Genomic DNA, 23,403 nt, shown 5'->3' on the forward strand with positions numbered 1-23,403 from the left:
GATCATGAGCAGGGAGCAGACGATGGCGCGGCCGGATGTCGATCTCGTTCCGGTGACGCCGACCGGACAGCGATTCCGGGTCCGCGACCACTACGAGGTCGGCCGGGAAAAAGTCCGGGAGTTCGCGCGCGCGGTTCAGAATCACCATGCGGCGCATCAGCGCGAGGGCGACGCACGCGCGCTCGGTCATCCCGGCATCATCGCCCCGCCGACCTTCGCCTCGGTGATCGGGATGACCGCGACCAGGGCGCTGCTCGACTCGGTGCTCACCCAGTACGACCTGTCCCAGTTCCTGCAGACCGACCAGGTCTTCGAGATCTACCGGCCGATCCTGGCAGGCGACCGGGTGCGCAGCGAGATCGTCATCGAGTCGATCCGCCAGTTCGGCGACAACGACTTCATCGTGGTGCGCTTCGCGCTGAGCAACCAGCACGGCGAGGTCGCCATCGTCGGGTCGACCACGATCGTCGCGCGCCGTGGCGTCGAGGTCGACGCGGGCCTGAACGACGTGGTCGAGAACATCATGATGCACGGCCGTCCGGTGGAATCGGCCCGGGCCGGCGCCGATCTCGCCCGGAGCGACGCGCTGGTACCACTCGGCGTCGGCCCGCTGGTCGAGCCGGACCGCCACGAGATCGCGCCGGTGCACACGTTGCCCGCGTTCGACGAGCTCGCCCCCGGCGACCAGCTGCCCGTCGGCTCCTTCCGGCTGACCCGCGGCGACCTCGCGAACTACGCGGGCGTGTCCGGCGACGCCAATCCGATCCACTTCAGCGACCACGCCGCGCAGATGGCCGGGCTGCCGACCGTGGTAGCGCACGGCATGCTGACCATGGGGCTGGCCGGCGGCTATCTCACCGACTGGCTGGGTGATCCGACCGCCATCCGGAAGTTCAGCGTGCGGTTCTCCGGTTTCGTCCCGGTCGCCGCCGACGCGGCGAGCACGGTCGAGTTCACCGGCAAGATCAAGTCGCTCGACTCGGCCACGCGCACCGCGACCATCCTGCTCGGCGGCTCCTCCGAGGGACGCAAGCTGTTCGGTCGCGCACTGGCCGAGGTTCGGCTGCGCTAACGCGACCGGATCACTCGGTGAAGACCGAGTGCATCAGGTAGACGTTGTAATCACTCCAGGTCGACATGGTGAAGTAGAAGTCCGATCCGGATGACCAGGGGTGGATGAACCCGCCGTACAGCTCCGGATAGTTCAGCACCGACACCGTCGGCGTGCTCTCCGACCACACGCCCTGCGGTGTGTCCGCCTCACGGACGACGATGGCGGCCTTCGTCGTGTCCAGATAACTCATCTGCCAGACGTTCCGCGCGGCGTCGTAGCGCACGGACAGTTCACCGGCGGGGCCGTGCACGATCGGCGTGGCCGAAGCGAATCCACCGACCGGGGTCCACGCGCCGTCGCGCCAGTACTGGTAGGCGGTGGTGTTGAGGAGCTGGTCCTCGGGCACCCTGGCCAGGCCGACGGCGCCGAGCCGGGTGTTGGGCGTACCGAACATGTACACGTAGCCGCCGTGCGGGACCATCGCGCTCACTTGGAAATTCGCCAGGCCGAAGATGTTGTCCCAGCGGGCGTGCGGGTCCTTCGTCCAGGTCTGGCCGTGGTCGTCGGAGTAGGCGATGCCGCCGTAGTTGGTGAAGAACGTGCCGGGCAGGCTGTTCCAGGTCCGGATGGACATATAGCTCAGATACTGGCGCTCGCCGAGCGCGAAACCCGAGGTGGGAATGGTGGTGACCTCGACGTTGTCCAGCTTGCGGCTGGCGAGCACCTCGGCCGCGTGGCAGCGGTCGTCGGTGACCATCCGGTCGAAGGTCACCCCGTCGGCGAGTTCACGGTCGGTACTGAAGGCGAGCACGTTGCTGCGCCAATCCAGTCCCATGCCGCCCGGTGGGTGGAAGCCGCGCCCGACGGTGTCGCCGAACGCGGCCGCGATCTCGCCCGGCGCGCTCTCCCACATGATGCCCAGGTCGGTGCCGTCCACCTGCCACCGCTTGTCGGTGCGGTTCACCGAGTTCGCGCCGGTCAGCTTCGCCACCTCGCGGGCGGGACCGAGGCGCGGCGCGGGCCGGGCGGGCGACTGCGCCGCGGCTTCGACCGGCGGCTGCACCGGCGCGGGAGGCGGCGGCACCGGGCCGGGGTCCGGGCCGGGGCCGGGAATCGCGAAGTGGAAAGGCTTGGGGTTCAACAAGATCTCCGGAATCCCCAGTTGCGCGGCGAGGCCGGGTGGCGCGCCGGGCAGATCGGTGAGATCGGGGCAGGGGTTGGCGCACGGGTCCAGCGGAAGCTCCATCCGCGTTCGCTTCGGCGTGGATTCCGGTACCTGCGGCGGGAGCACGGTGACCACCGGGTAGGGAATCGGCACCTCCAGCGTCTTCGGCACCAGCGGCTCGTGGGTCGCGACCGGATCGGTCGCGCACGGCCCCGCTCCCGCAGTGCCGCCGGTCGCTTCGGGCGCGGCGGCGGCGGGCCTGTCGGCGTAGACGAGCATTCCCGCACCGACCACGACCGCGCCGACCGCGGCCAGCATTCGCATCGCCATAGCAAACCCCTCGAAATCCGTTGCGGACACGAACTTGCGGACACGAACCAGCGGAACGACCCTACCCCGTTCGCCTTTCGAACACGGGCGGACCGACACGCCCAATAAAGAGGATTTATTTGCTTAATTTTGCTGGACGAGGCGCGGCAATTTGCTAGCGTCCATTTCGCGACGACTCCAGTCGGGGAGAGTGGCCGTCCGGAGCACGACTCCGGGTCATAGTTCGAACCTGTTGCCGCCGAGCGTGTTCCGACCCGCCTGGCGCTGACCGAGAACGGAACACATGAAGAACACGCTCCTGCGCACCCTGCTCGGCATCGGCTCAGCCGGTCTGCTCACCGCCGCCGCGCTCACCCTCGGCTCCCCCGTTGCCGCGGCCGACCCGCTCACCGAACTGCTCTGCGGCTCCGGATCCGCGCAGCTCTGCCCACCGCCCGCGGCCCCGCCGCAAGCTCCCCCGTCCCAGCCGAACAATCCGCGGCAGCCGAACAATCCGCCGTCGCAGGTGCCACCGAGTCCCTCCTACAAAAACTGCACGGAAGTCCGCAACGCGGGCAAGGCCCCACTGTTGCGCGGGCAACCCGGTTACGCCCCGCACCTGGACCGGGACGACGACGGAGTCGCCTGCGAGTGAATCACTCCGGCGCACCGGCCGATCCGGGAGCAGGATGGAAGGCGTGACCAAGTCAGTTCTCCGCGTCCTACCCGCGATCGGGGCGGCGCTGCTGGCGGCCGGAGCGAGCGCGCTCGTGCCGTCGGCGGCGTCCGCCGTCGCGCCTTCGGCCGCCGCGATCGCCGGACCGCACGAAGACCATCCGATCCCGCACAATCGGTCCGGCCCCAAGGGCGAAAGCCAGCGGCCGGAGGAATCCGGTGAGCGGTCGCAGAAGATCTACACCGATTGCGACCAGGTGCGCGCCGACGGCGCCGGGCCGCTGTACCGGGGACAGCCCGGCTTCAACGCGCATCTGGATCGGGACGGCGACGGGATCGCTTGCGACTAGCGCAGCGCCTGGAAGGTCAGGATCGTCGCGCCGATGCGGATCTGATCGCCGTCGGCCAGCAGTACGCCGCTGTCGATCGGATCGTCGTTGACGAAGACGCCGTTGGCCGAGTGCAGATCCTTGATGAGCAGGCCGGCGCGGCTCGGCATGATGTGCGCGTGGTAGCGGCTCGCCCGTGGATCCTCGAGTACCAGGTCGTTGTCGGTCATCCGGCCGATCCGCAGACCGCCCTGCGCGATCGTCACCGCACGACCGTCCGGCAGGCGCAACTGGCCGCTGCGCACCGCGCGCGGCATCTCGGTGACCGTCTCGGTCATCGCCGCGGCCAAGCGCTCGACCTGCCGGAGTTCGACCGTGCTCAGCGGCTCCTGTCGCAGCACGCGCTGCTCCAGATCGACCAGCGCCGGTCCCGGGTCGATGCCCAGCTCGTCGGCGAGCACACCGCGTACCTTCCGGCACGCCTCGAGCGCGTCCGCCTGGCGTCCGGACAGATACAGCGCGGTGATCAACTGACCCCAGAGCGGTTCGCGCAGCGGGTGCTCGGTGGTCATCGCCACCAGCTCGCCGACCACCGAGGACGCACGCCCGCAGGCGATCTCGGCGTCGATCCGGGCCGAGGCGGCCAGCAGCCGCTCCTCGTCCATGGCCGTGGCGAAGCCGTCGGCGAACTGCAAACCGGCCAGATCGGCCAGCGCCCGGCCGCTCCACTCGCGCAGCGCGGAGCCGAACAACTGCGCCGCCCCGGCGTGATCGCCCGCCTCGGCGGCGCGGGCGCCCGCTTCCCGCGCCGCCTCGAAACGTCCCAGATCGCAGGCGGTCTCCTCGATCTCCAACCGATAGCCCGAGGACTCGGTGCGCAGCACCGTGGCCGGGTCGACCCCGGAATTCCGCAGCGCCTTGCGGATATTCGAGACGAAAACCTGCAGGCTCGCGGCGTAGGAGTCGGGTGGTTCCTCGTTCCACACCAGGTCGGCGAGCGCGGCGGAGGACACCGCACGCCGCCGATTCACCGTGAGCGCGGCGAGCAGTGCTCGCGGTTTGGGCCCGCCGACGGCCACCGGCTCACCACCGACGAGCAGTCGAACGGGCCCGAGCACGCGCACATCCAGACTCATGTGCGCCAAGCCCCTGACGGGTGCACCAGGGGTCAGGCGCTGATCGAGCGTCCGGCGGAGTGCAGGTCGTTGCACGCCTCCACCACACGCGCCGCCATCGAGGCCTCGGCCTTCTTCAGGTAGCTGCGCGGGTCGTAGGACTTCTTGTTGCCCACTTCGCCGTCGATCTTCAGCACGCCGTCGTAATTGGCGAACATGTGCCCGGCGACCGGCCGCGTGAACGCGTACTGGGTGTCGGTGTCGACGTTCATCTTCACCACGCCGAAGCGCAGCGAGTCCTCGATCTCGGACTTCAGCGAGCCGGAACCGCCGTGGAAGACGAAGTCGAACGGCTGCGCGTCGCCGGAGAGGCCGAGTTTGGCAGCGGCGACGCGCTGGCCCTCGGCGAGCACCTCGGGCTTGAGCACGACGTTGCCCGGCTTGTACACCCCGTGCACGTTGCCGAAGGTGGCCGCGAGCAGGTACTTGCCGTTCTCGCCCGCGCCGAGCGCGTCGATGGTCTTCTGGAAGTCCTCCGGCGAGGTGTAGAGCTTTTCGTTTATCTCGGCTTCGACGCCGTCCTCTTCACCGCCGACGACACCGATCTCGACCTCGAGAATGATGTTCGCCGCATGCGTGGCCTTCAACAGCTCCTTCGCGATCTCGAGGTTCTCGTCGATCGGGATCGCGGAGCCGTCCCACATGTGCGACTGGAACAGCGGGTTCCGGCCGGCGTTGACCCGCTCCTGGGAGATCGCCAGCAGCGGCCGGACGAAGGTGTCCAGCTTGTCCTTCGGGCAGTGGTCGGTGTGCAGCGCGATGGTCACGTCGTACCTGGCCGCGACCACGTGCGCGAACTCGGCCAGCGCCACCGCACCGGTGACCATGTCCTTCACACCCTGGCCGGAACCGAATTCCGCGCCTCCGGTGGAGAACTGGATGATGCCGTCGCTGCCCGCGTCCGCGAAGCCCTTGATGGCCGCGTTGATCGTCTCCGACGACGTGCAATTGATGGCCGGGAAGGCGAAGGAGTTGGCTTTGGCCCGACCGAGCATCTCGGCGTAGACCTCCGGAGTCGCGATGGGCACAGTAAGACCTCCGTGTTGTGCGGCAAAGACCTATTTTGTCAGCCCTTACCCTAAGGCAGCAGTGTTTCGCCTGGTATGCAGGGAGGGAGTGCGCAGGTGACCCACCGGTAATTTTGCGCACAGCACGAGCATTCTCAGGCGGAGCCGGTACTGTGGGGCCGGTAATTTGCGCTGGCAGCTTCCGACGCGGTGGCAAGCGATGCAGGCCAGCCGTATCGGGACAGGAGGCCACGTGATTCTGCAGGCAGCGACAGAATCGGTGACGAGCAACCTCGCGCTTACCGAGTTGCTCGATCCGATGCACCTGCTCACGGAGACGTGGCTGAAGAACGCGGTGCTGCCGGCCATCCTGGTGATCGTCTTCATCGAGACCGGCCTGCTGTTTCCCATCCTGCCCGGCGACTCGCTGCTGTTCACCGGCGGTCTACTCGCCGCGCAGCCGAATCCGCCGGTGTCGATCTGGGTGTTGGTGCCCGCCACCGTGCTGGTCGCGTTCGCGGGCGACCAGTGCGCCTATTGGATCGGACGGGCGATCGGGCCCGCGCTGTTCCACAAAGAGGACACCCGCTTCTTCAAGAAGCATTACGTCACCGAGACGCACGAATTCTTCGAGAAGCACGGGCCGAAGACGATCATCCTGGCTCGGTTCGTGCCGATCGTGCGCACCTTCATGCCGGTGCTGGCGGGCGTCTCCAAGATGGATTACCGCAAGTACGTCGCGTTCGACATCGTCGGCGCGCTGCTGTGGGGCGGCGGCGTCACGGTGCTCGGCTACTTCCTGGGCAACGTCGCGTTCATCCGGGACCACGTCGAGGCGATCTTCCTGCTCATCGTGTTCGTGTCGATCCTGCCCGGCATCACCGCGGTGGTGAAGAAGCTGCGCAGCCGCGGCGGCCCGGCGGCCGAGCCCGCCGAGGCCGAGCTGACCGTTTCGACCAGCGAGCCCACCCGCTAGCCGGTGACGACGGAATCGTCGCCCCTAGCCGTGGGCAGTTTCGATCTCCTGCTGTCGGCGGGCCCCGCGCTCGTCTGGACAGTGGTGCTGACTTTTGTCTTCCTCGAATGCGCTGTGATCCTCGGGCTGTTCCTGCCCGGCGACTCCATGCTCATCACCGCGGGCATCGTGATGGCATCGCACGCCTCCGGCGAGGCGCACGTGTGGGCGCTGTCGCTGGGCGCGATGGTCGCGGCCATCGCGGGCAACCAGGTGGGCTACGTGATCGGCCACCGGGCGGGACAACACCTGGTCGCGCGGAAGAACGGCAGATACATCAACGTCCGCAACCTGCAGCGCGTCGCGGAACTGCTGCACCGGCACGGTTTCGTCGCGGTGCTGATCGCCCGCTGGATTCCCTGGGTGCGCACGCTGTGCCCCTCGGTCGCGGGCGCCGCGCGGATGGACCACCGCAAGTTCACCGTGGCCAGCACAATCGGCGCGATCGTCTGGGCGCCGGTGCTGTTGCTCATCGGCTACTACGCGGGCAGCTTCCTGCAGCGCGTGCCCTGGCTGATGCCGATCGTGATCGGCACGCTGGTGGTGGGCCTGATCATCGGGACGGTGCTCGGCATACGGCACTACCGGCAGGAGATGTCCCAGCCGGCCGAGGACTTCGCGCTGGAGACCAGCCCGAGCGTGATGCTCGATTCGGAGAGCTGACCCAGGTCACAGGCCCGCGGCGCTGACCTGGAAGGCCGCCTCCATGAGCAGCCAGCCGGACAGCTGCACGGACAGATCGCGTTCGGGCACTTTCGACGGGGTCACCGAGCCGCCGGAGGTGAAATGGCCTGCTCCCGCGCTGCCGCCGGGCAGTTGCGCGGGTTTGCTCCAATCATGCCCGAACAGCGGCTCGCCCTCGACCTGCAGCCGGTTCGCCCATGCCGCCGCGGCGGACGCGTGGACGATCGCCGCGGCCGCCCGGCGGTCGGCCACCTGTTCGGCGTCCTCACCGGGCAGCATCACCGCGACCAGCGCGAGATAACGGGCCAGGATGCCGTTGAACAGGCCACCGTCGCCGCCACCGCCGCCGTTGACGACACCGCCGGTGGTCATGTGCTGCTCGACGGCCGCCAGCAACCGATGCACGCGTTCGGTGTGCCTGGGTTCGCCGGTCTGCACGGCCAGTTCGGTCTCCAAGGCGAGCACCACGCCCTGGCAGTAGGTGAACACGGGACGCTCGATCGTCCCGGAGGGCAGATGGATGCCGTCCAGGATCAAACCGGTCTCCGGGTCACGCAATGTCGCGTCCAACCAGTCCGCCATCTCCTGGGCGCGCTGGATCCGCCCGAGCCGCAGCAACGCGATCGCGGCGGGACCGTTCGCGGGCGCGTTGAAATAATCCGAGCCGATGCGCCAGGGCAGACCGCCCCCCACCTGTGGCTGCCAGCCGTCGTGCAGTTGCTTCTCCAGCGCCGCCAGCGCACTGCGCACGTCGGCGCCCTGGGTGCGCTCGGCGCGTTCCAGGGCGATGGCCAGCCACGCCATGTCGTCGTAGTACCGGTTGGTCCAGCCGGTGAGATTGCGGAAGCGATGCGAGCGCGCCAGCGCGGCGATTCGCCTGCGGCGCAGCGGAGTCGGCGCCCGGTTCGCGGCGTCGACCGCGCAATCGATGAGATGCGATTGCCACCAGTAGTGCCACGAACCGAAGACCCGCTCGCGCTTGGTGGCCGGCCAGCCGACCACGCCCAGTTCCGTGCCCGGCAACGCCCACAGCGCCCGAAGGTGCCGCGAGACGACCGCCGATTCGGCCATGTCGGCTCGTTCGGACCACAGCGTCGCGGGCGCGACGCCATCCCGGCCCGCCGCCGCACGGCCGACCGGCCTGCGCGGTGCCGCGGAGCCTTTTTCGGCGTGTTCCGCGCGCGGCACCTCGATATCGTCGCTCCGCGAGGTCATGGGTCAATGGTGCCAGTCCAGAACGGATTTACGCGCCCGATTTGTTACGAAAGCGATGTGAAATCGTGCCGGTGCACTCCGGCACAGGAAGATCTCCTGTTCACGCGGTCGACGAGTCGTCCGGCATTCACCACGCGGCGGTCGGATCGGCGTGTTGCCGGACCCAGGTGTGCATGGCGATCCCCGCGGCGACGCCCGCGTTGATACTGCGGGTGGAGCCGAACTGCGCGATCGATACCGTCATGGCCGCGGCCTGCTTGGCGTGGTCGGTGACACCGGGGCCTTCCTGGCCGAACAGCAGCAGACACGCGCGCGGCAACGTGACCGTCTCCAGCGGGACCGACCCCGGCACGTTGTCCACGGCGACCACCGTCAGCCCGGCCCGCTCGCTGAACGCCAGCAGCTCGCCGATATCGGCGTGGTGCCGGATGTGCTGGTAGCGGTCGGTCACCATGGCGCCGCGACGATTCCAGCGCCGCCTGCCGACGATGTGCACGGCCGCGGCGGCGAAGGCGTTGGCGGTGCGGACCACCGTGCCGATGTTGGCGTCGTGCCCGAAATTCTCGATCGCGACGTGGAACGGGTGCCTGCGCCGGTCGATGTCGGCGACGATCGCCTCGCGGCTCCAGTACCGGTAGGCGTCGACCACGTTGCGGCGATCGCCGCCGGCCAGTAGCCCCGGATCCAGGCGGGGATCCTCCGGCGGCGGCTCGGCGTGCTCGCTCGCCCACGGGCCGACGCCGTTCGGGTGCTCGCCCCACTCCGTCGGCCCGGGTAGGTCCTGCTCCGCCGCGTCCGGCACTGGATGACTCACCCCGACGATGCTAATTCCGGCCGCCGCGCCCGAGCCGGGCGGCTCAGTAGCTCGATGAGCTTCCCGCGAATGCGCCGACCAGGCCGAGCACCACGAACAACGCGACGAACAGCAGGCTCAGGCACAGCAGCGCGGTCGCGATGATGCCGCAGATGTACCCCGCGTTGACGTTTCCCCTGCCACCGATGGTTCCGCCCGAGGTGTCGATCTCGTTGAGCGCCCGCTTTCCCATCACCCAGGCGAAAGGTCCCATCAACTGGCACAGCACGAGGCTCAGGATGCCCAGGATGAGGATCGTGGTGGCTTGCGGATGGTCCTGGGGTCCGTAGGCACCATAGGCTTGGTAGCCGTACGGCGGCTGCTGCGGCGGGTAGCTCATCAGCAGGATCGTAGTAGGTGTAGCCCGCTACACCACACCTACGGCGGGCAGCTCCATGGAATTCCGCCCACCGCGGCGACAACCATAGGATCCATGACCGAGACACACGCCGAACCGACCCTCGTGCTCGACCCGCCGGGTGCGGCCGAACCGCGAGAGCACGTGCTGCGCACGGTCTTGCTCGCGCCGGTGCGCGCCCGGTTCTGGAAGGAACTCGTCTACGTTCTCACGGTTTTCGTGCTCGGCTGTGTGGCGGTGATGTACCTGTTCTTCGGCTTCGGTGGTGGGTTGTACCTCGCGATCACCATCGTCGGCGTGCCCGCACTGGCGCTGGTGCTGCTCGGCGGACGAGTGTGGGGCCGCGTCTACCGCGCACTGGCCAAGGACCTGCTCGGTGTCGCCGTTGCGCCGCCTCCGCCGTTCGCGCCCGCGTCCGGCCTGATCGGATTCCTCAAGAGCGCTTTCACCGATCGGGTGAGCTGGCGCGCGGCGGTATTCCTGCTCGCCCAAGCCGTGCTCGGCGTCGCGGTCGGGTATCTGGTACTCGTCGCGGTCGCGATGACCATGTTCACCGCGATCTCCCCGCTCCCGTGGGCGCTGATCCACCCGACCAACGTCGACGAGAACGGTGTCGAGCACCAGTCGATGATCCAATTCGGCGATTTCTACCTCGACAGCTGGCCGAAGGTGCTCGGGTTCGCGCTGGTCGGCGTGCTCGGCTGCCTGGCGTTGCCCTGGCCGCTGCGCGCCGTCTGCTGGTTGCACCGGCTGCTGACCATCGCCCTGCTGAGCGCGACGGCTCGCGACCGCCGGGTGACCGAGTTGCAGGAGAGCAGGCGTACCGCGGTCGAGGACTCCGCCGCGACGCTGCGCAGGCTGGAACGCGACCTGCACGACGGCACCCAGGCCAGATTGGTCACCATCGCGATGGCGCTGGGGCGGGCCGAGGACCGGCTCGCGGCGGGTGGGAACCCGAGCGACCTGATCGCGGACGCGCACGCGAGCTCCAAAGAGGCGCTGACCGAACTGCGTGAGCTGGTGCGCGGAATCCACCCGCCCGCATTGGAATTGGGACTCGAACCGGCCCTGGAGACGCTGACGGCGCGCTGCTCGGTGCCGGTGCGGCTGCGGGTCCACCTGCCCGAGCGGCCGAGCCCGGCGATCGAGGCGATCGCGTACTTCTCGGTGGCCGAGCTGCTGACGAACGTGGTGCGGCACGCGGGGGCCACCGACGCATGGGTCTCGGTGCTGCCGGCCGACCGGCGGGCCATCGCGGTAACCGTGCGCGACAACGGGATCGGCGGCGTGGTCACGCCCGTGGACGGCGCGATCGGCGCGGGTAGCGGGTTGTCCGGCCTCGCGGCCCGGGCCCGCACCGTGGACGGGACGCTGACCGTGCAGAGCCCGGCAGGCGGACCGACCGTGGTGATCATCCTGCTGCCGCTGGCGGGGTCGCGATGAGCGACGGACTGCGCATCGTGATCGCCGAGGACAGCGCCATCCTGCGCGACGGGCTCGCCGGGCTGCTCACCGAACGCGGCCACGAGGTGGTCGCCATGGTCGGCGACGCCACCACCCTCGCCGACGTGGTCGGCACACATGCTCCCGACGTCGCCGTGGTGGACGTGCGGATGCCACCGAGCTACACCGACGAGGGGCTGCTCGCCGCCATCGAACTGCGCCGTAAATACCCGATGACCGGCGTGCTGGTGTTCTCCCAGTGGGTGGAGACCCGTTACGCCACCGAGCTGTTGGCCGGCGGTGCCGGCGGCGTCGGCTACCTGCTCAAGGACCGGGTCGCCGACGTACGGGACTTCGTGGACGCGCTGCACCGCGTGGCCACCGGCGGCACCGCGCTCGACCCGGAGGTGGTGAGCCAGTTGATGGGTGCCTCGCGTCAGCAGGATGCACTGGCCCGCCTCACTCCGCGCGAACGCGAGGTGCTCGAACTGATGGCCCAAGGTTTGTCCAACAACGCCATCGCCGCCGCCTTGACCGTCACCGAGCGCGCGGTGGAAAAGCACATCGGCAATATCTTCATCAAGCTCGACCTACCGCCCTCGGAGACCCACCACCGCCGGGTCCTGGCGGTATTGCGACTCAAGGGCTGAGGACGCTGTGGTTTGTCGGCGTGCTGTGCCAGACTGGCCCCGAACGCGGTATCCGTGCGGGGAGGGGAGGAAGCGATGACCGTCGACGTGACCTGGCCTGATCATCTGCTGACCCTGGAGGACTGGATCGCGCTGCCGGAGGACAGCAGCCGCAGCTACGAGCTCGTCGAGGGGGTTCTGGTCGTGTCACCGAAACCGGTGTCGCAACATCAGCGCGCTATCTTGCGGCTGGGTGCGCAACTGGAACCACAATTGCCCGGCACCCATGGCGTGCTGGCCGATACAGAAGTGTTGATCGATGAGGGCCCGCTGCCGACGATACGGGTTCCGGACATCCTCGTAGTGCCCGAAGCGGGCATCCAGGCCAACCTGCCGCGCTATGACGCGGCCGACGTGCTGCTCGCCGTGGAGATCCTGTCGCCCGGTTCACGACGTACCGACCGGGTGACGAAATTCTTCGACTACGCCGAGGCTGGTATCGAGTACTACTGGCTGATCGACCTCGACAAGCCCACGAGCCTCGCCTCCTATCACCTCATCGACCGGGACTACGAACTCGTCGCCGAACAGACCGGCACGGTGACACTCGACATCGCCGGAACACCGATCACGATCGACCTTGCCACGCTGACCAGCAGTCGCGCACACTGATCGCCCGCACCGCCGGGTGCGCTGGGCCTATCCTGGAGGTCTGGCACTCGGGGTGGAGGCTGGCATGGAACACGAGCGGATACTGCGCACGGTGCTCGGGGTGACCGCCGGGTATCTGATCCTGCTCGCGTTGTGGTTGGGATGGGTGGTGCACCGGACGCCGCCGGGAACCGTGCCTTATCAGATCGTGGCGCTGGTCGGGTTGTTCGGTTCCGGTGTGGGCATCGGGATGATGCTGGCCGCCCGGCCGTCCAAAGCGGATCGCCAATTGTGGCGGCACGGCTTGGAGGGCTGGGCAACGGTCGAGGGCGTGCATCCGCTGCAACGCACCGACCATCAGACCGAACTCACCGAGCTGGATCTGGAACTGACCGTGCCCGGTTCGGAAAGCTACCGGGGCACCATCGTTTTCGATGCCACGCCGGCCGACAAGCCCCGGCTCGCGGTCGGCGAGATCCTGTCCATCCGCGTCGACCCGGCGAACCGGGATCGCATCATTCTGGTGCTGTGACCACCGGTTTCACGTGTGCTTTCGGGTCGGCGAGCAGATACTGCGCGACCGCGTAGGTCGCCAGGATCACGCCTTCGGTCACCCGGCGGGCCCGCTGACCGCGCGCGAACAGCCGCCGCAGCACGATGAGCCCGTCGGAGACGGTGAACAGCAGTGCGCCCAGACCGAGCCGACTGCGCGGATCTGTGCCGGGAACATTTACGCCCGCAACGTTTTTCGTGGCGGGCGCCAGCGCCGGGTCGGATGCCAGCACGGCCGCGGCGCCCAAGGTGACGCCATAGGCCGTCAACGGCGTGGCCACCGACGGCGCCTTCGACCGCAGCAAGCCGGCCACCCCCAGCCAGGCGGCCACCCGCGGCAGGGCGACCGCGGTCGTGGGCCTGCCGCCCATCCGCCACCACAGCGTGGAGTAGCCGGCCTGCATCACCGCGAACGACGACGCGCCCGCGATCAGTCTGCGATCGTCGTCCGGGTCGATGAGCAGGATGTCACCGACAGTGGCCGCGCCGAGCGAACCGATCAGCACGGTGCGCTCGGTAGGCGGCAGCTCCCTGCCCTCGGTCGCCACGTCGGCCGCCAGCAGCGGCATCAGCAGCGGCTTCGCCATCCACTGCGCCTTCTCCCGCCCGGTGACGGCGCCGTAGACGGTGACCGCCGCCGCCGCGAGATACCCCGCTCGAAACGGGCGCATCGGCTAGAAGCTCGGCTCGGCGGGCGCGGGCGGCAGCGTGACGACCTGGCCCGCGTAGCTCAGGCCCGCGCCGAAGCCGAGCAGCAGCGCGGTCTGGCCGCCCTTCGCCTTGCCGGTGACCAGCATCTCCTCGATGGCGAGCGGAATCGACGCCGCCGAGGTGTTGCCGGTGTTCTCGATGTCGTTGGCCATCGGGATCTCGTCGGCCAGGCCGAGGTTCTTCTTCATCAGCTCGTTGATCCTGGCGTTGGCCTGGTGCGGGACGAAGACCTCGATGTCCTCCTTGGCCACGCCGGACACCTCGAGCGCGGTGGACAACGCGCGCGGCAGGGTGACCGCGGCCCAGCGGAAGACGCGCGGGCCTTCCATCCGCAGCGACATCCGGCCGACCGGATCCACCGCCGGGTCCATACCCTGCATGGACTGGGCGCGGTGCATGTACTCCAGGAAGTCGATGTCCTGCATGATCGCGGCGGCGTTCTCGCCGTCGCTGCCCCAGACGGTCGGGGAGATGCCGTTCTCCTCGCTCGGACCGACCACCACGGCGCCCGCGCCGTCACCGAAGATCATCGCGGTGCCGCGGTCGGTGGGATCGAGCCCCACCGTCATCGTCTCCGCCCCGATGAGCAGGACGTACTGGGCGGAGCCGGAGCGGATCATGTCGGCGGCCACACCGAGGCCGTAGCCGAAGCCGCCACAGCCGGAGGTCAGGTCGAAGGCGGGAACCCCGTTCATCCCGATGTCGTAGGCCACCTGCGGCGCACCGTGCGGGGTGAGGGTCAGCCAGCTGGACGTGGCCAGGATGACGGCGCCGATCTCGGACCGGTCGACGCCGCTGTTGACGATCGCGCGCTCGCCCGCCGCCGCGGCGATCGACCGGAGCGTTTCGTCACCGCTGATCCAGCGCCGGTTGCGGACGCCGGTTCGCTCGAAGATCCACTCGTCGGTGGAATCCAGGACTTCGCAGACCTCGGCGTTGCTGACCAGGCGCTTGGGTCGGTAAGCGCCGATTCCGAGCATCGCAACGTTTTCGCGACTTCTGTTGACTGCAATGCTCACCACTGGTGACTCACACGACCCTTCACCTTCGAAGACTTAGACCTTCATCCAGGCTATCCCAGGGCGAGATCCTTCAAGCCGAGGATCGACCGGTACTCCAGTCCCTCCGCGGCGATCACCTGGTCGGCGCCGGTTTCCCGGTCTACGACGGTGGCGACGCCGACCACGGTAGCGCCCGCCGCGCGCAGCGCGCGCACCGCGGTCAAGGGGCTGTTCCCGGTCGTCGTGGTGTCCTCGACGACCAGCACCCGCTTACCCGCGATGTCGGGGCCTTCGATCTGGCGCTGCATGCCGTGCGACTTCGCGGCCTTGCGCACCACGAACGCGTCGATCGGGCGGCCGGGCGCGTGCATCACGGCCAGTGCCACCGGGTCGGCGCCCATGGTCAAGCCGCCGACGGCGTCGAAATCCCAATCCGCGACGAGTTCGCGCAGCAGCTTGCCGATCAGCGGGCCCGCGCCGTGGTGCAGGGTGGCGCGGCGCAGGTCGACGTAGTAGTCGGCCTCCTTGCCCGAGGACAAGGTCACCCGGCCGTGGACCACGGCGAGTTCGCGCACCAGGGCGGCCAACCTGTCCCTGTCGTTGGTTATCACGTCGATCATGTCTAAGTCCTTCCGCGTGCGTCGAACAGCCCGCGATTGAGCCGGGCCCCCAGGGTTCGCGGGATCATTCCGGCGACGGTGGTGAGCGCTTTGTACTGCATACCGGGCACGCTGAGCACCCGGCCCTTCTCCAGATCACGCAGTGAGCCGGCGACTACCCGGTCGACGCTCAGCCACAACGCTTTCGGCAGCGAGGACATCTCGATGCCGGCTCGCTGATGGAATTCCGTGCGGACGAATCCCGGGCACAGGGCTTGGACCCGAACTCCGGTTCCGGCCAATCCCCCTGCCAACCCTTCGGTGAAGGATACGACGTAGGCCTTGGACGCCGAATACGTCGACCCGCGTCCGGGGATCAGGCCCGCCACGCTGGCCACGTTGACGACGCAGCCGTTCGCCGCCGCGATCATCGGCGGCAAGGCGGCCCTGGTCAGCTGCACCACCGACGTGACGTTGACGTCCAGTTGCGCTTGGAGCTGATCGGGCGGCACGGTCCAGAACTCTCCGGAGTGCGCGAAACCCGCGTTGTTGACCAGGAATTCGACGCCGTCGGCCAGTCGCGCCACGACCTGCTCGCGGTCCTGCGCCAGGGCCAGATCCGCGACGAGCACCTGCGAGCGAGTGCCGAAGCGATGCTCCAAGTCGGTCGCGAGGGCGGCGAGACGCTGCTCGTCGCGGGCGACCAGGACCAAGTCGTAGCCGAGCGAGGCCAGGCGGGTGGCGTAGCCGTGGCCGATGCCCGAGGTCGGCCCGGTGATCAAGGCCACAGGGCGGGTGGCGCCGGGCAGCCTCGGATGTGGGTGCTCGATCATGACCGCGCGATCGATCGCAGTCGCGCGGACCCGACTGCGCTGGGCGCGCGGCCGGTCACTTCGGCACGGGTCCCTGATAGGGGCGGAATCCGGGATGGAACGGGCCGCCGGGCGCGTCGGACGGCCGCCGCTGCGACTCGGCGTCCGGCCGGCCTTCGGCGGCGGCGCGCTCGTCGTGCTCCTCCCGCGGCCGAGCCTGCTCGTCGTCGCGCACCCGGGCGCGCGCGTTCGGCACGACGGCGAGCGAGGGGCGGCGGGCCGGTTCCGAATCGTCGGCGCGGTCGTCGGCGTAGGCGTCCTCGCCGGGCAGTTCGTCGTCGCCGGCTTCTTTGCGCAGTCGCGGCCGGTCGACGTCGCCCTCGACGTCCCTGGCGTTCTCGCCGCGCTGCCGATCGCGGGGCCGCGGCCGACTCACGTCGTGTGCGCCTTCCGAGCGCGGCTCGCTGACCGGTGGCAGCACGTGCAGCAGGCCGGACAGGCGCAGCACCGCATCGATCGCGCCTTCCCAGTCCTTCGAGGTGGTGCCGACCAGCAGCATGCCCAGCGTCCAGTTGCCCTCGCTCCAGAGCATCTGCACGGTGTCGGGCAGGGCCTCGATGAAGGCGACCATGCGCTGATCGACGGCGTGCCTGGCGATTTCGGGATTGGTCGCGAACACCACGCGGTCGCCGATGGCGCCGAGCAGTTCCAGATCGTGGTCCTTGGGCGGCGAAGCCGTCTTCAACCGCATGTCCACGTCGATGTCCGAGCCGATCTGGCGGCGCACCGCGACCAGCGTCGCGGAATCCTCCAGGTCGAACAGCACGAACTTCTCGCCCTTACGGATGCCGGAGACCACGTCGACCGCGGAGAGATAGCCCAGTTTGGCCAGCGCGCCACGCCGCCACGTGGACGGCAGCGCGGGTTCCACGGACACGTAGGTATAGCCCTGCGACTTCGCCCAGACCTGTCGCGCGTGACCGGTCCGCTGCCGCTGGAGCCGATCGAAATACAGCAGCACGATCGCGCCCACGAGCGCGATCGCCGCCAACCCGAACCACATTGCCGTCATCGGTGCCTAGCCTAATAGGCCCGGCCGGACATGGTCCGTCATTACCCCCGCGGCAGGCCGAGCGAAAGCCGAGCAGACGTCGATCCCGCTTGACGGCCGAATGCGCGCCGCCGCACGCGGAGGGCGCATGGCACGGTTCATCGTCCGCCGCCGGGCAGCGAGGTACCGATGATGATCTTGGCCTGGATCGACCCGTCCGGCGCCTTGTCGCCCTGGATCAGCACGAGTTCGCCGGCGGCCAGGTCGGACACCTTGGTGCCCGACAACGCGATCACCTGGGTGTTCGCGTCGGTGCGCACCGTGATGGAGTCGCCCATCACCGAACTCACCGTCAGGGTGCCCGCGTCGTTGGCCGTGATGGTGCCCATCGTGGCGCCGAGTCCGTCGACATCGCCGAGACCGGGCACCCCCGGCAACCCGCTGGGCGGGGTCGGTGGCGCGGTCCTGGTTCCCGGCAGGGACCTGGTCGTGACGGGCGCGGTCGAGGCGGCCGCGGTGTCCGCCGAATCGGAATCGCTGCCGCCGAGCAGCACGCCCGCGACGACCCCGATCGCTCCGATCAACAGCACGACGCCGATGGCCAGGGCGATCCACAGACCGGTATTGCGGCGCGGCGGCTGCGGCGGCCCCGGCGGCGCCGCGCCGGGCGGTATCGCGCCACCGGGCGGTGCCGCCGTCCCAGGCCACTGACCAGCGCCGCTGTCCTGATAGGCCGACCATTGGGAGTCGTAGGGCGGGAGCTCGCGCGTCGCGTTCGGCCCCGGCGGCCCCCAGCCTCCGTACTGCTCCGTGGGCGGATACGCCGACGGCGCGCCGGTGCCGTAGGCCTCCAGGTACTCCGTGGTGTGGGTCGGGTCCCCGTACCCGGACTTGCCCGGACCCAGGTGTTCGGTCGGCGCATCCTCCGGCCGCTGCCCCCACGGATCGTTCGGGTTGGTCATGCGTTCCAGCGTAGGCTCTGTTCGTTCCACCGCGCTCGCGCCCGGGGAGCCGGTGCGCCTTCGGTGCGAAACTCCCTCTGCCCCTGGAAGACCCGGGACGGGCGATGACGAAGGTCCGCTCCGGGCGCTACCCGGAACGGACCGCTTGCCGCGATGCGCCCGCACGGGCGCCGCGCGGAACATCACCTCCGCGCGGCGCCCGCTCGGCTCATCTCCCGACGATCAGGCCGTCGCCGTCGGGGCTGACGGTCACCTTGACGCTGTCGCCGTCGGAGACCTCCCCCGCGAGCAGTTCCTTGGCGAGGGTGTCGCCGATGGCCTGCTGGATCAGCCTGCGCAACGGGCGCGCGCCGTAGGCGGGGTCGTAGCCGCGCACCGCGAGCCAGAACCGGGCCGAATCGCTGACCTCCAGCTTCAACCTGCGCTGCGCCAGCCGCTTCTGCAGCTGATCGAGCTGGATGTCGACGATGCTCTCCAGCTGCTCCTCGTCCAGCGAGTGGAACATCACCACGTCGTCGAGGCGGTTGAGGAACTCCGGCTTGAACGCCGAACGCACCGCGTTCATGACGAACTCGCGGTCACCGCCCGCACCCAGGTTCGAGGTCAGGATGAGGATGGTGTTGCGGAAGTCCACCGTGCGGCCCTGGCTGTCGGTGAGCCTGCCCTCGTCGAGCACCTGCAACAGGATGTCGAACACGTCCGGGTGCGCCTTCTCGATCTCGTCGAACAGCACCACCGTGTAGGGCCTGCGCCGCACCGCCTCGGTGAGCTGGCCGCCCTGGTCGTAACCGACATACCCGGGCGGAGCGCCGACCAGCCGGGCCACCGAGTGCTTCTCGCTGTACTCGCTCATGTCGATGCGGACCATGGCGCGCTCGTCGTCGAACAGGAAGTCCGCCAACGTCTTCGCCAGCTCGGTCTTCCCGACGCCGGTCGGGCCGATGAACATGAACGAGCCGGTCGGGCGGTTCGGATCGGCGACACCGGCGCGCGCCCGGCGCACCGCGTCCGACACCGCCTGCACCGCCTCGGCCTGCCCGACCACGCGGCGAGCCAGCTCGTCCTCCATGCGCAGCAGCTTCTGCGTCTCCCCTTCCAGCATCCGGCCCACCGGGATGCCGGTCCACGAGGACACCACCTCGGCGATGTCGTCCGGGCCGACCTCCTCTTTGAGCATGACCTCGCCGTCTCCCGCTGTGGCGGAAGTCTTCTCGGCCGCGGCGAGCTGCTTTTCCAGCGCGGGGATGCGTCCGTAGCGCAGCTCGGCCGCCTTGCCGAGGTCGCCGTCGCGCTCGGCGCGTTCGGATTGGCCGCGCAGCGCTTCCAGTTCCTCTTTGAGCGTGCGCACCTGGTCGATGGCGTTCTTCTCGTTCTGCCAGCGGGTGGTCAGCTGGTTGAGCTTCTCCCTGCCGTCGGCGAGTTCCGCGCGCAGTTTGTCCAGCCGCTGCTTGGAGGCCTCGTCGGTCTCCTTGGCCAGGGCGACCTCTTCGATCTCCAGCCTGCGCACCGCGCGCTCCACCTCATCGATCTCCACCGGGCGCGAGTCGATCTCCATGCGCAACCGCGACGCCGACTCGTCGACCAGGTCGATCGCCTTGTCCGGCAGGAACCGGGAGGTGATGTAGCGGTCCGACAGCGTGGCCGCGGCGACCAGCGCGGAGTCGGTGATGCGCACGCCGTGGTGCACCTCGTAGCGATCCTTGATGCCGCGCAGGATGCCGATGGTGTCCTCCACCGACGGCTCGCCGACCAGCACCTGCTGGAAGCGCCGCTCCAAGGCGGCGTCCTTCTCGATGTGCTTGCGGTACTCGTCCAGCGTGGTCGCGCCGACCAGGCGTAACTCGCCGCGGGCCAGCATCGGCTTGATCATGTTGCCCGCGTCCATCGCCGATTCCCCGGTGGCGCCCGCGCCGACGATGGTGTGCAGCTCGTCGATGAAGGTGATGATCTGGCCCGCGCTGTTCTTGATGTCCTCCAGCACGGCCTTGAGCCGTTCCTCGAATTCACCGCGGTACTTCGCGCCCGCGACCATCGCGCCGAGGTCCAGCGCCACGACGGACTTGCCGCGCAGCGACTCCGGGACGTCGCCCGCCACGATGCGCTGGGCGAGTCCCTCGACGATCGCCGTCTTGCCGACGCCGGGCTCACCGATCAGCACCGGGTTGTTCTTGGTGCGACGGCTCAGCACCTGGACCACCCGGCGGATCTCGGTGTCGCGGCCGATGACCGGGTCGAGCTTGCCGGAGCGGGCTTCGGCGGTGAGATCCGTGGAGTACTTCTCCAGCGCCTGGTAGGTGCCCTCCGGATCGGGGCTGGTCACGCGGGCGCTGCCGCGTACGGCGGTGAACGCCGAACGCAGCGCGTCGGCGGTGGCGCCGTACTTGGTGAGCAGCATGGTCACGTCGGAGTCGCCGTCGGCGAGACCGACCATCACGTGCTCGGTGGAGACGTATTCGTCACCGAGCTCGGTGGCGAGATGTTGCGCCGCGGTGATCGCGGCGAGTGCCTCACGGCCCAGCTGCGGTGAGGTGGTGGCGCCGGTCGCCCGGGGCAGCCGGTCCACGATGTCCTGTGCCTCGCGCCGCACGGTCGCCGGATCCGTTCCGACGGCCTTGAGCAAAGGCGCGGCGATGCCGTCGGTCTGGTCCAGCAACGCCACCAGCAAGTGCGCCGGACGAATCTCCGGGTTGCCCGCGGCGGAGGCCGCCTGCAAGGCGGCCGTCAGAGCCGCCTGGGTCTTGGTGGTGGGATTGAACGAGTCCACGAGTCACCTTCCTACTAGTCGATTCGCACGGCGCCGAGCACCGTGTCCGGTGCGATCGCCCGAGGCGAGGCCTTCGCTTCGTCTCGCCCGCTCCGCCATCGGCTCGGCGCCGTTCCTTACCGTCCAACGTCCGAAAGGTTGAGTCTGTTCCGCTCAAGTTTGAATTCTTCGCCGCGCCCGGCCCGACACCCGCCGAATCGTGTCGAACGCTACGCCCCGACACCGGCGAATGCGACGATTCGCGACACCGCCCATGCGATGATTCCGCACGTCGGCGGGGTTGGGGTGCCTACGATGACCACGGCCGTCACTTGTTGCATCACTCTTCAGCCCGAATCAAGGAGCGAATGGATGCGCGCGATCGTGGTACGGAAGTTCGGAGCGACGCCGGAACTGGCCGAAATGCCGATGCCCGAGCCGGGGCCGGGAACCGTGCGGGTCCAACTCCAGGCGGCCGGGGTGAACCCCTTCGACCGGAAAGTGGCCTCCGGAATCCTGGACGGCAAACTGCCGCACGACTTTCCGATGATCCTCGGAGTGGACGGCGCCGGCACCGTCGCCACGATCGGCGCGGGCGTCAGCCGCTTCGCCGTCGGCGACCGGGTAGTCGGCAAGTTCCTCACCCCGCCGGTCGGCCACGGCAGTTTCGCGGAGTACGCGGTGTTACCGGAAGGCGGCACGCTGGTGCCGATCCCGCCGGGCGTGCCGACCGTCGCGGCCGCGGCGCTGCCGACCGCGGGCGTGACCGCGCAGGACCTGGTGGACGCCACGCACATCGAACCCGGCCAGACCGTGCTGATCGTGGGCGCGACCGGCGGCGTCGGCTCCTTCCTGGTACAACTGGCCAATATCGCGGGCGCGCACGTCATCGCGACGGCGCGCGGCGGCTCCGCCGATCAGATGACCCGCCTGGGCGCGGCCGAGACGGTGGACTACACCGCGGGCCCGGTGCGCGACCAGGTCGCCGCCGCGCACCCGGACGGCATCGACGTCCTGTTCGACCTGGTGAGCCCGCCGGAGGCGCTCGCGGAGCTGACCACGCTGGTCCGTGACGGCGGCACCGTCTACTCCACCACCTTCGCCGCCGACGAGGACGCGTTGCGCGCTCGGTCGATCAAGGGCGGCAATATCGAATCGCAGGGCAAGGCGCCCGAGTTGGCCCGGCTGATCCAGCGGGTCGCGGCGGGTGACGTGGTCGTGCCGATCGACGCGACCGTCCCGCTCGCGCAGGGGCCCGCGGTCATCGGAGCGCCCGGCGCGCGCGGCAAGACAGTGCTCGCCATCTGAGCCGTACCGCCGACACCGCGCCGGTTCGGCCGTCCCCGAGACCACCCGGAGGTGTGCGATGGGCGCCCGACCGCCCGAGTTCGGCTTGTTCCTGATCCCCGAGGCCGACGACTTCCGCGGGCTCGCCGAGCTCAGCGTGTACGCGGACGTGTCCGGGCTCGACCTGATCGGCATCCAGGACCACCCCTACCAGCGCCGTTTCCTGGACACCTGGACCCTGATCACCGCTCTCGCCGGGCGGACCGAACGGATCACCTTCTTCCCCGACGTGGCGAACCTGCCGCTGCGCCACCCGGCGCTGCTGGCGAAGGCGGTGGCCTCGCTCGACATCATCAGCGACGGCCGGATCCAGCTCGGTCTCGGCGCGGGCGCGTTCTGGGACGCCGTCGCCGGGATGGGCGGGCCGCGCCGGACCGGCGGCGCGGCGGTGCGCGCGCTGGCCGAGGCGATCACGGTGATCCGCGCGCTGTGGTGGAGCGACGCGCGATCGGTCCGGGTGCCCGGGGACTACTACTGCCTCGCGGGCGCGCATCCCGGCCCCCGCCCGCGTCATCATCCCGGCATCTGGCTCGGCGCGAAGGGGCCGCGCATGCTCGAGCTCACCGGACGCGTCGCCGACGGCTGGGTGCCGTCCTCCGCGTGGGCGCCGCCGGAGTTCCTGGCCGAGGCGGGCGGGCGGATCGATGACGCCGCCGCAGCCGCGGACCGGGACCCGCTGTCGGTGCGGCGGGTGTTGAACGTCTCCGGGACCATCACCGCGGACGGGACCGACCACGGTTTCCTGGAGGGCCCGCCCGAGCGCTGGGCCGACGATCTGCTGACACTGCACCGCGACCAGCGGATCGACGGATTCGTCTTCTGGCCGACCGAAGGGGAACCGGTCGAGCAGATCCGTCGTTATACCGAGCAGGTCGTGCCTGCGGTCCGCACCGGCGCCGGGACCTGACCGGCCGGAATCCGGCGCCTTTCCGCCCAGGATGGGTCTGGCGAGTTCCGGCGCGGCTCGCCCGCGCGCCGGCTCGTGACGGGCCAGCGACATCCGTCGTTTGCCCACCGATTACCGTTTGGCCGGGTCTTACGGCACCGGCGGGCGCGGTCGGAC

24 protein-coding genes are annotated in these 23,403 nt (G+C 69.3%); 11 read left to right on the top strand and 13 right to left on the bottom strand.

Annotation, left to right across the window (positions count from 1 at the left end; all coding sequences use genetic code 11):
- Window positions 1-4 precede the first annotated feature (4 nt).
- Window positions 5-1,072: a fused (3R)-hydroxyacyl-ACP dehydratase subunits HadA/HadB gene (locus ON19_RS28960; RefSeq protein WP_043699794.1), complete on the top strand. Its 1,068-nt coding sequence runs from the start codon at window positions 5-7 to the stop codon at window positions 1,070-1,072.
- A 10-nt stretch (window positions 1,073-1,082) separates the two neighbouring features.
- Here ON19_RS28960 and ON19_RS28965 read toward each other — a convergent pair whose 3' ends face one another.
- The gene (locus tag ON19_RS28965; protein WP_043699513.1) at window positions 1,083-2,549 is read right to left on the bottom strand and encodes a glycoside hydrolase family 183 protein; all 1,467 of its coding nucleotides are present in this window, start codon (window positions 2,547-2,549) and stop codon (window positions 1,083-1,085) included.
- 283 nt (window positions 2,550-2,832) lie between these two features.
- Here ON19_RS28965 and ON19_RS28970 point away from each other — a divergent pair, with 283 nt between their 5' ends.
- Both ON19_RS28970 and ON19_RS28975 read left to right on the top strand, forming a co-directional pair.
- A complete protein-coding gene (locus tag ON19_RS28970; protein WP_043699515.1) occupies window positions 2,833-3,183 on the top strand; it encodes an excalibur calcium-binding domain-containing protein in 351 nt (116 codons plus the stop codon).
- A gap of 43 nt (window positions 3,184-3,226) precedes the next feature.
- The gene (locus tag ON19_RS28975; protein WP_227954506.1) at window positions 3,227-3,553 is read left to right on the top strand and encodes an excalibur calcium-binding domain-containing protein; all 327 of its coding nucleotides are present in this window, start codon (window positions 3,227-3,229) and stop codon (window positions 3,551-3,553) included.
- Here ON19_RS28975 and ON19_RS28980 read toward each other — a convergent pair.
- The gene (locus ON19_RS28980; protein WP_043699796.1) at window positions 3,550-4,668 is read right to left on the bottom strand and encodes a BTAD domain-containing putative transcriptional regulator; all 1,119 of its coding nucleotides are present in this window, start codon (window positions 4,666-4,668) and stop codon (window positions 3,550-3,552) included. The two genes, ON19_RS28975 and ON19_RS28980, sit on opposite strands and share 4 nt — an antisense overlap.
- Window positions 4,669-4,700: 32 nt before the next feature.
- Window positions 4,701-5,735 carry a class II fructose-bisphosphate aldolase gene (gene fbaA / locus ON19_RS28985; RefSeq protein WP_043699520.1) on the bottom strand — a complete coding sequence of 345 codons (1,035 nt, stop codon included), beginning with the start codon at window positions 5,733-5,735 and terminating at the stop codon, window positions 4,701-4,703.
- 298 nt (window positions 5,736-6,033) lie between these two features.
- Between fbaA and ON19_RS28990 the strand changes: the two genes are divergently transcribed.
- Together ON19_RS28990 and ON19_RS28995 are read left to right on the top strand one after the other, a co-directional pair.
- Complete coding sequence (locus tag ON19_RS28990; RefSeq protein WP_051169406.1) at window positions 6,034-6,690, top strand: DedA family protein; 657 nt, start codon at window positions 6,034-6,036, stop codon at window positions 6,688-6,690.
- 3 nt (window positions 6,691-6,693) lie between these two features.
- On the top strand, window positions 6,694-7,392 hold the full coding sequence (locus tag ON19_RS28995) for a DedA family protein (RefSeq protein WP_043699524.1): 699 nt from the start codon (window positions 6,694-6,696) through the stop codon (window positions 7,390-7,392).
- A gap of 6 nt (window positions 7,393-7,398) precedes the next feature.
- Here ON19_RS28995 and ON19_RS29000 read toward each other — a convergent pair whose 3' ends face one another.
- The 3 genes from ON19_RS29000 to ON19_RS29010 all read right to left on the bottom strand — a co-directional run bounded on the left by ON19_RS29000 (window position 7,399) and on the right by ON19_RS29010 (window position 9,821).
- The gene (locus ON19_RS29000; protein ID WP_043699799.1) at window positions 7,399-8,484 is read right to left on the bottom strand and encodes a glycoside hydrolase family 76 protein; all 1,086 of its coding nucleotides are present in this window, start codon (window positions 8,482-8,484) and stop codon (window positions 7,399-7,401) included.
- A gap of 271 nt (window positions 8,485-8,755) precedes the next feature.
- Window positions 8,756-9,442, bottom strand: coding sequence for a TrmH family RNA methyltransferase (locus ON19_RS29005; protein WP_051169391.1), 687 nt, complete (start codon window positions 9,440-9,442; stop codon window positions 8,756-8,758).
- A 43-nt stretch (window positions 9,443-9,485) separates the two neighbouring features.
- Window positions 9,486-9,821 (bottom strand): DUF4190 domain-containing protein, encoded by a 336-nt coding sequence (locus tag ON19_RS29010; protein WP_043699528.1) that lies wholly within the window; start codon window positions 9,819-9,821, stop codon window positions 9,486-9,488.
- A gap of 93 nt (window positions 9,822-9,914) precedes the next feature.
- Between ON19_RS29010 and ON19_RS29015 the strand changes: the two genes are divergently transcribed.
- The 4 genes from ON19_RS29015 to ON19_RS29030 all read left to right on the top strand — a co-directional run bounded on the left by ON19_RS29015 (window position 9,915) and on the right by ON19_RS29030 (window position 13,094).
- Complete coding sequence (locus ON19_RS29015; protein WP_043699530.1) at window positions 9,915-11,282, top strand: sensor histidine kinase; 1,368 nt, start codon at window positions 9,915-9,917, stop codon at window positions 11,280-11,282.
- The gene (locus tag ON19_RS29020) at window positions 11,279-11,932 is read left to right on the top strand and encodes a response regulator transcription factor (protein WP_063709504.1); all 654 of its coding nucleotides are present in this window, start codon (window positions 11,279-11,281) and stop codon (window positions 11,930-11,932) included. Before ON19_RS29015 ends, ON19_RS29020 begins: the two co-directional genes overlap by 4 nt.
- Before the next feature lie 75 nt (window positions 11,933-12,007).
- Window positions 12,008-12,583, top strand: coding sequence for a Uma2 family endonuclease (locus ON19_RS29025; protein ID WP_043699532.1), 576 nt, complete (start codon window positions 12,008-12,010; stop codon window positions 12,581-12,583).
- A gap of 64 nt (window positions 12,584-12,647) precedes the next feature.
- Complete coding sequence (locus tag ON19_RS29030) at window positions 12,648-13,094, top strand: hypothetical protein (RefSeq protein ID WP_043699535.1); 447 nt, start codon at window positions 12,648-12,650, stop codon at window positions 13,092-13,094.
- On the opposite strand, the gene ON19_RS29035 is transcribed toward ON19_RS29030, so the two are convergent.
- The 7 genes from ON19_RS29035 to clpB form a co-directional block, all read right to left on the bottom strand.
- Window positions 13,078-13,785, bottom strand: a complete 708-nt coding sequence (locus ON19_RS29035; protein WP_043699537.1) for a lysoplasmalogenase family protein — start codon at window positions 13,783-13,785, stop codon at window positions 13,078-13,080. The genes ON19_RS29030 and ON19_RS29035 overlap by 17 nt on opposite strands.
- Before the next feature lie 3 nt (window positions 13,786-13,788).
- Window positions 13,789-14,847 carry a beta-ketoacyl-ACP synthase 3 gene (locus tag ON19_RS29040; RefSeq protein WP_043699540.1) on the bottom strand — a complete coding sequence of 353 codons (1,059 nt, stop codon included), beginning with the start codon at window positions 14,845-14,847 and terminating at the stop codon, window positions 13,789-13,791.
- 50 nt (window positions 14,848-14,897) lie between these two features.
- Window positions 14,898-15,446 (bottom strand): orotate phosphoribosyltransferase, encoded by a 549-nt coding sequence (gene pyrE / locus ON19_RS29045; protein WP_043699542.1) that lies wholly within the window; start codon window positions 15,444-15,446, stop codon window positions 14,898-14,900.
- A 2-nt stretch (window positions 15,447-15,448) separates the two neighbouring features.
- Window positions 15,449-16,258 (bottom strand): SDR family NAD(P)-dependent oxidoreductase, encoded by an 810-nt coding sequence (locus ON19_RS29050; RefSeq protein WP_043699545.1) that lies wholly within the window; start codon window positions 16,256-16,258, stop codon window positions 15,449-15,451.
- A 55-nt stretch (window positions 16,259-16,313) separates the two neighbouring features.
- Complete coding sequence (locus ON19_RS29055) at window positions 16,314-17,309, bottom strand: TtfA family protein (protein ID WP_372478654.1); 996 nt, start codon at window positions 17,307-17,309, stop codon at window positions 16,314-16,316.
- Window positions 17,310-17,446: 137 nt separating this feature from the next.
- Window positions 17,447-18,250: a DUF5666 domain-containing protein gene (locus ON19_RS29060; protein WP_043699551.1), complete on the bottom strand. Its 804-nt coding sequence runs from the start codon at window positions 18,248-18,250 to the stop codon at window positions 17,447-17,449.
- 208 nt (window positions 18,251-18,458) lie between these two features.
- Complete coding sequence (gene clpB, locus ON19_RS29065) at window positions 18,459-21,014, bottom strand: ATP-dependent chaperone ClpB (RefSeq protein ID WP_043699555.1); 2,556 nt, start codon at window positions 21,012-21,014, stop codon at window positions 18,459-18,461.
- A 351-nt stretch (window positions 21,015-21,365) separates the two neighbouring features.
- Between clpB and ON19_RS29070 the strand changes: the two genes are divergently transcribed.
- Together ON19_RS29070 and ON19_RS29075 are read left to right on the top strand one after the other, a co-directional pair.
- Window positions 21,366-22,301, top strand: coding sequence for an NADP-dependent oxidoreductase (locus tag ON19_RS29070; RefSeq protein ID WP_043699559.1), 936 nt, complete (start codon window positions 21,366-21,368; stop codon window positions 22,299-22,301).
- A 58-nt stretch (window positions 22,302-22,359) separates the two neighbouring features.
- The gene (locus ON19_RS29075; protein ID WP_043699562.1) at window positions 22,360-23,247 is read left to right on the top strand and encodes an LLM class flavin-dependent oxidoreductase; all 888 of its coding nucleotides are present in this window, start codon (window positions 22,360-22,362) and stop codon (window positions 23,245-23,247) included.
- Window positions 23,248-23,403: the final 156 nt, after the last annotated feature.

Source organism: Nocardia abscessus NBRC 100374 (genome assembly GCF_000308455.1).
In the GTDB taxonomy this organism is placed as follows: domain Bacteria; phylum Actinomycetota; class Actinomycetes; order Mycobacteriales; family Mycobacteriaceae; genus Nocardia; species Nocardia abscessus.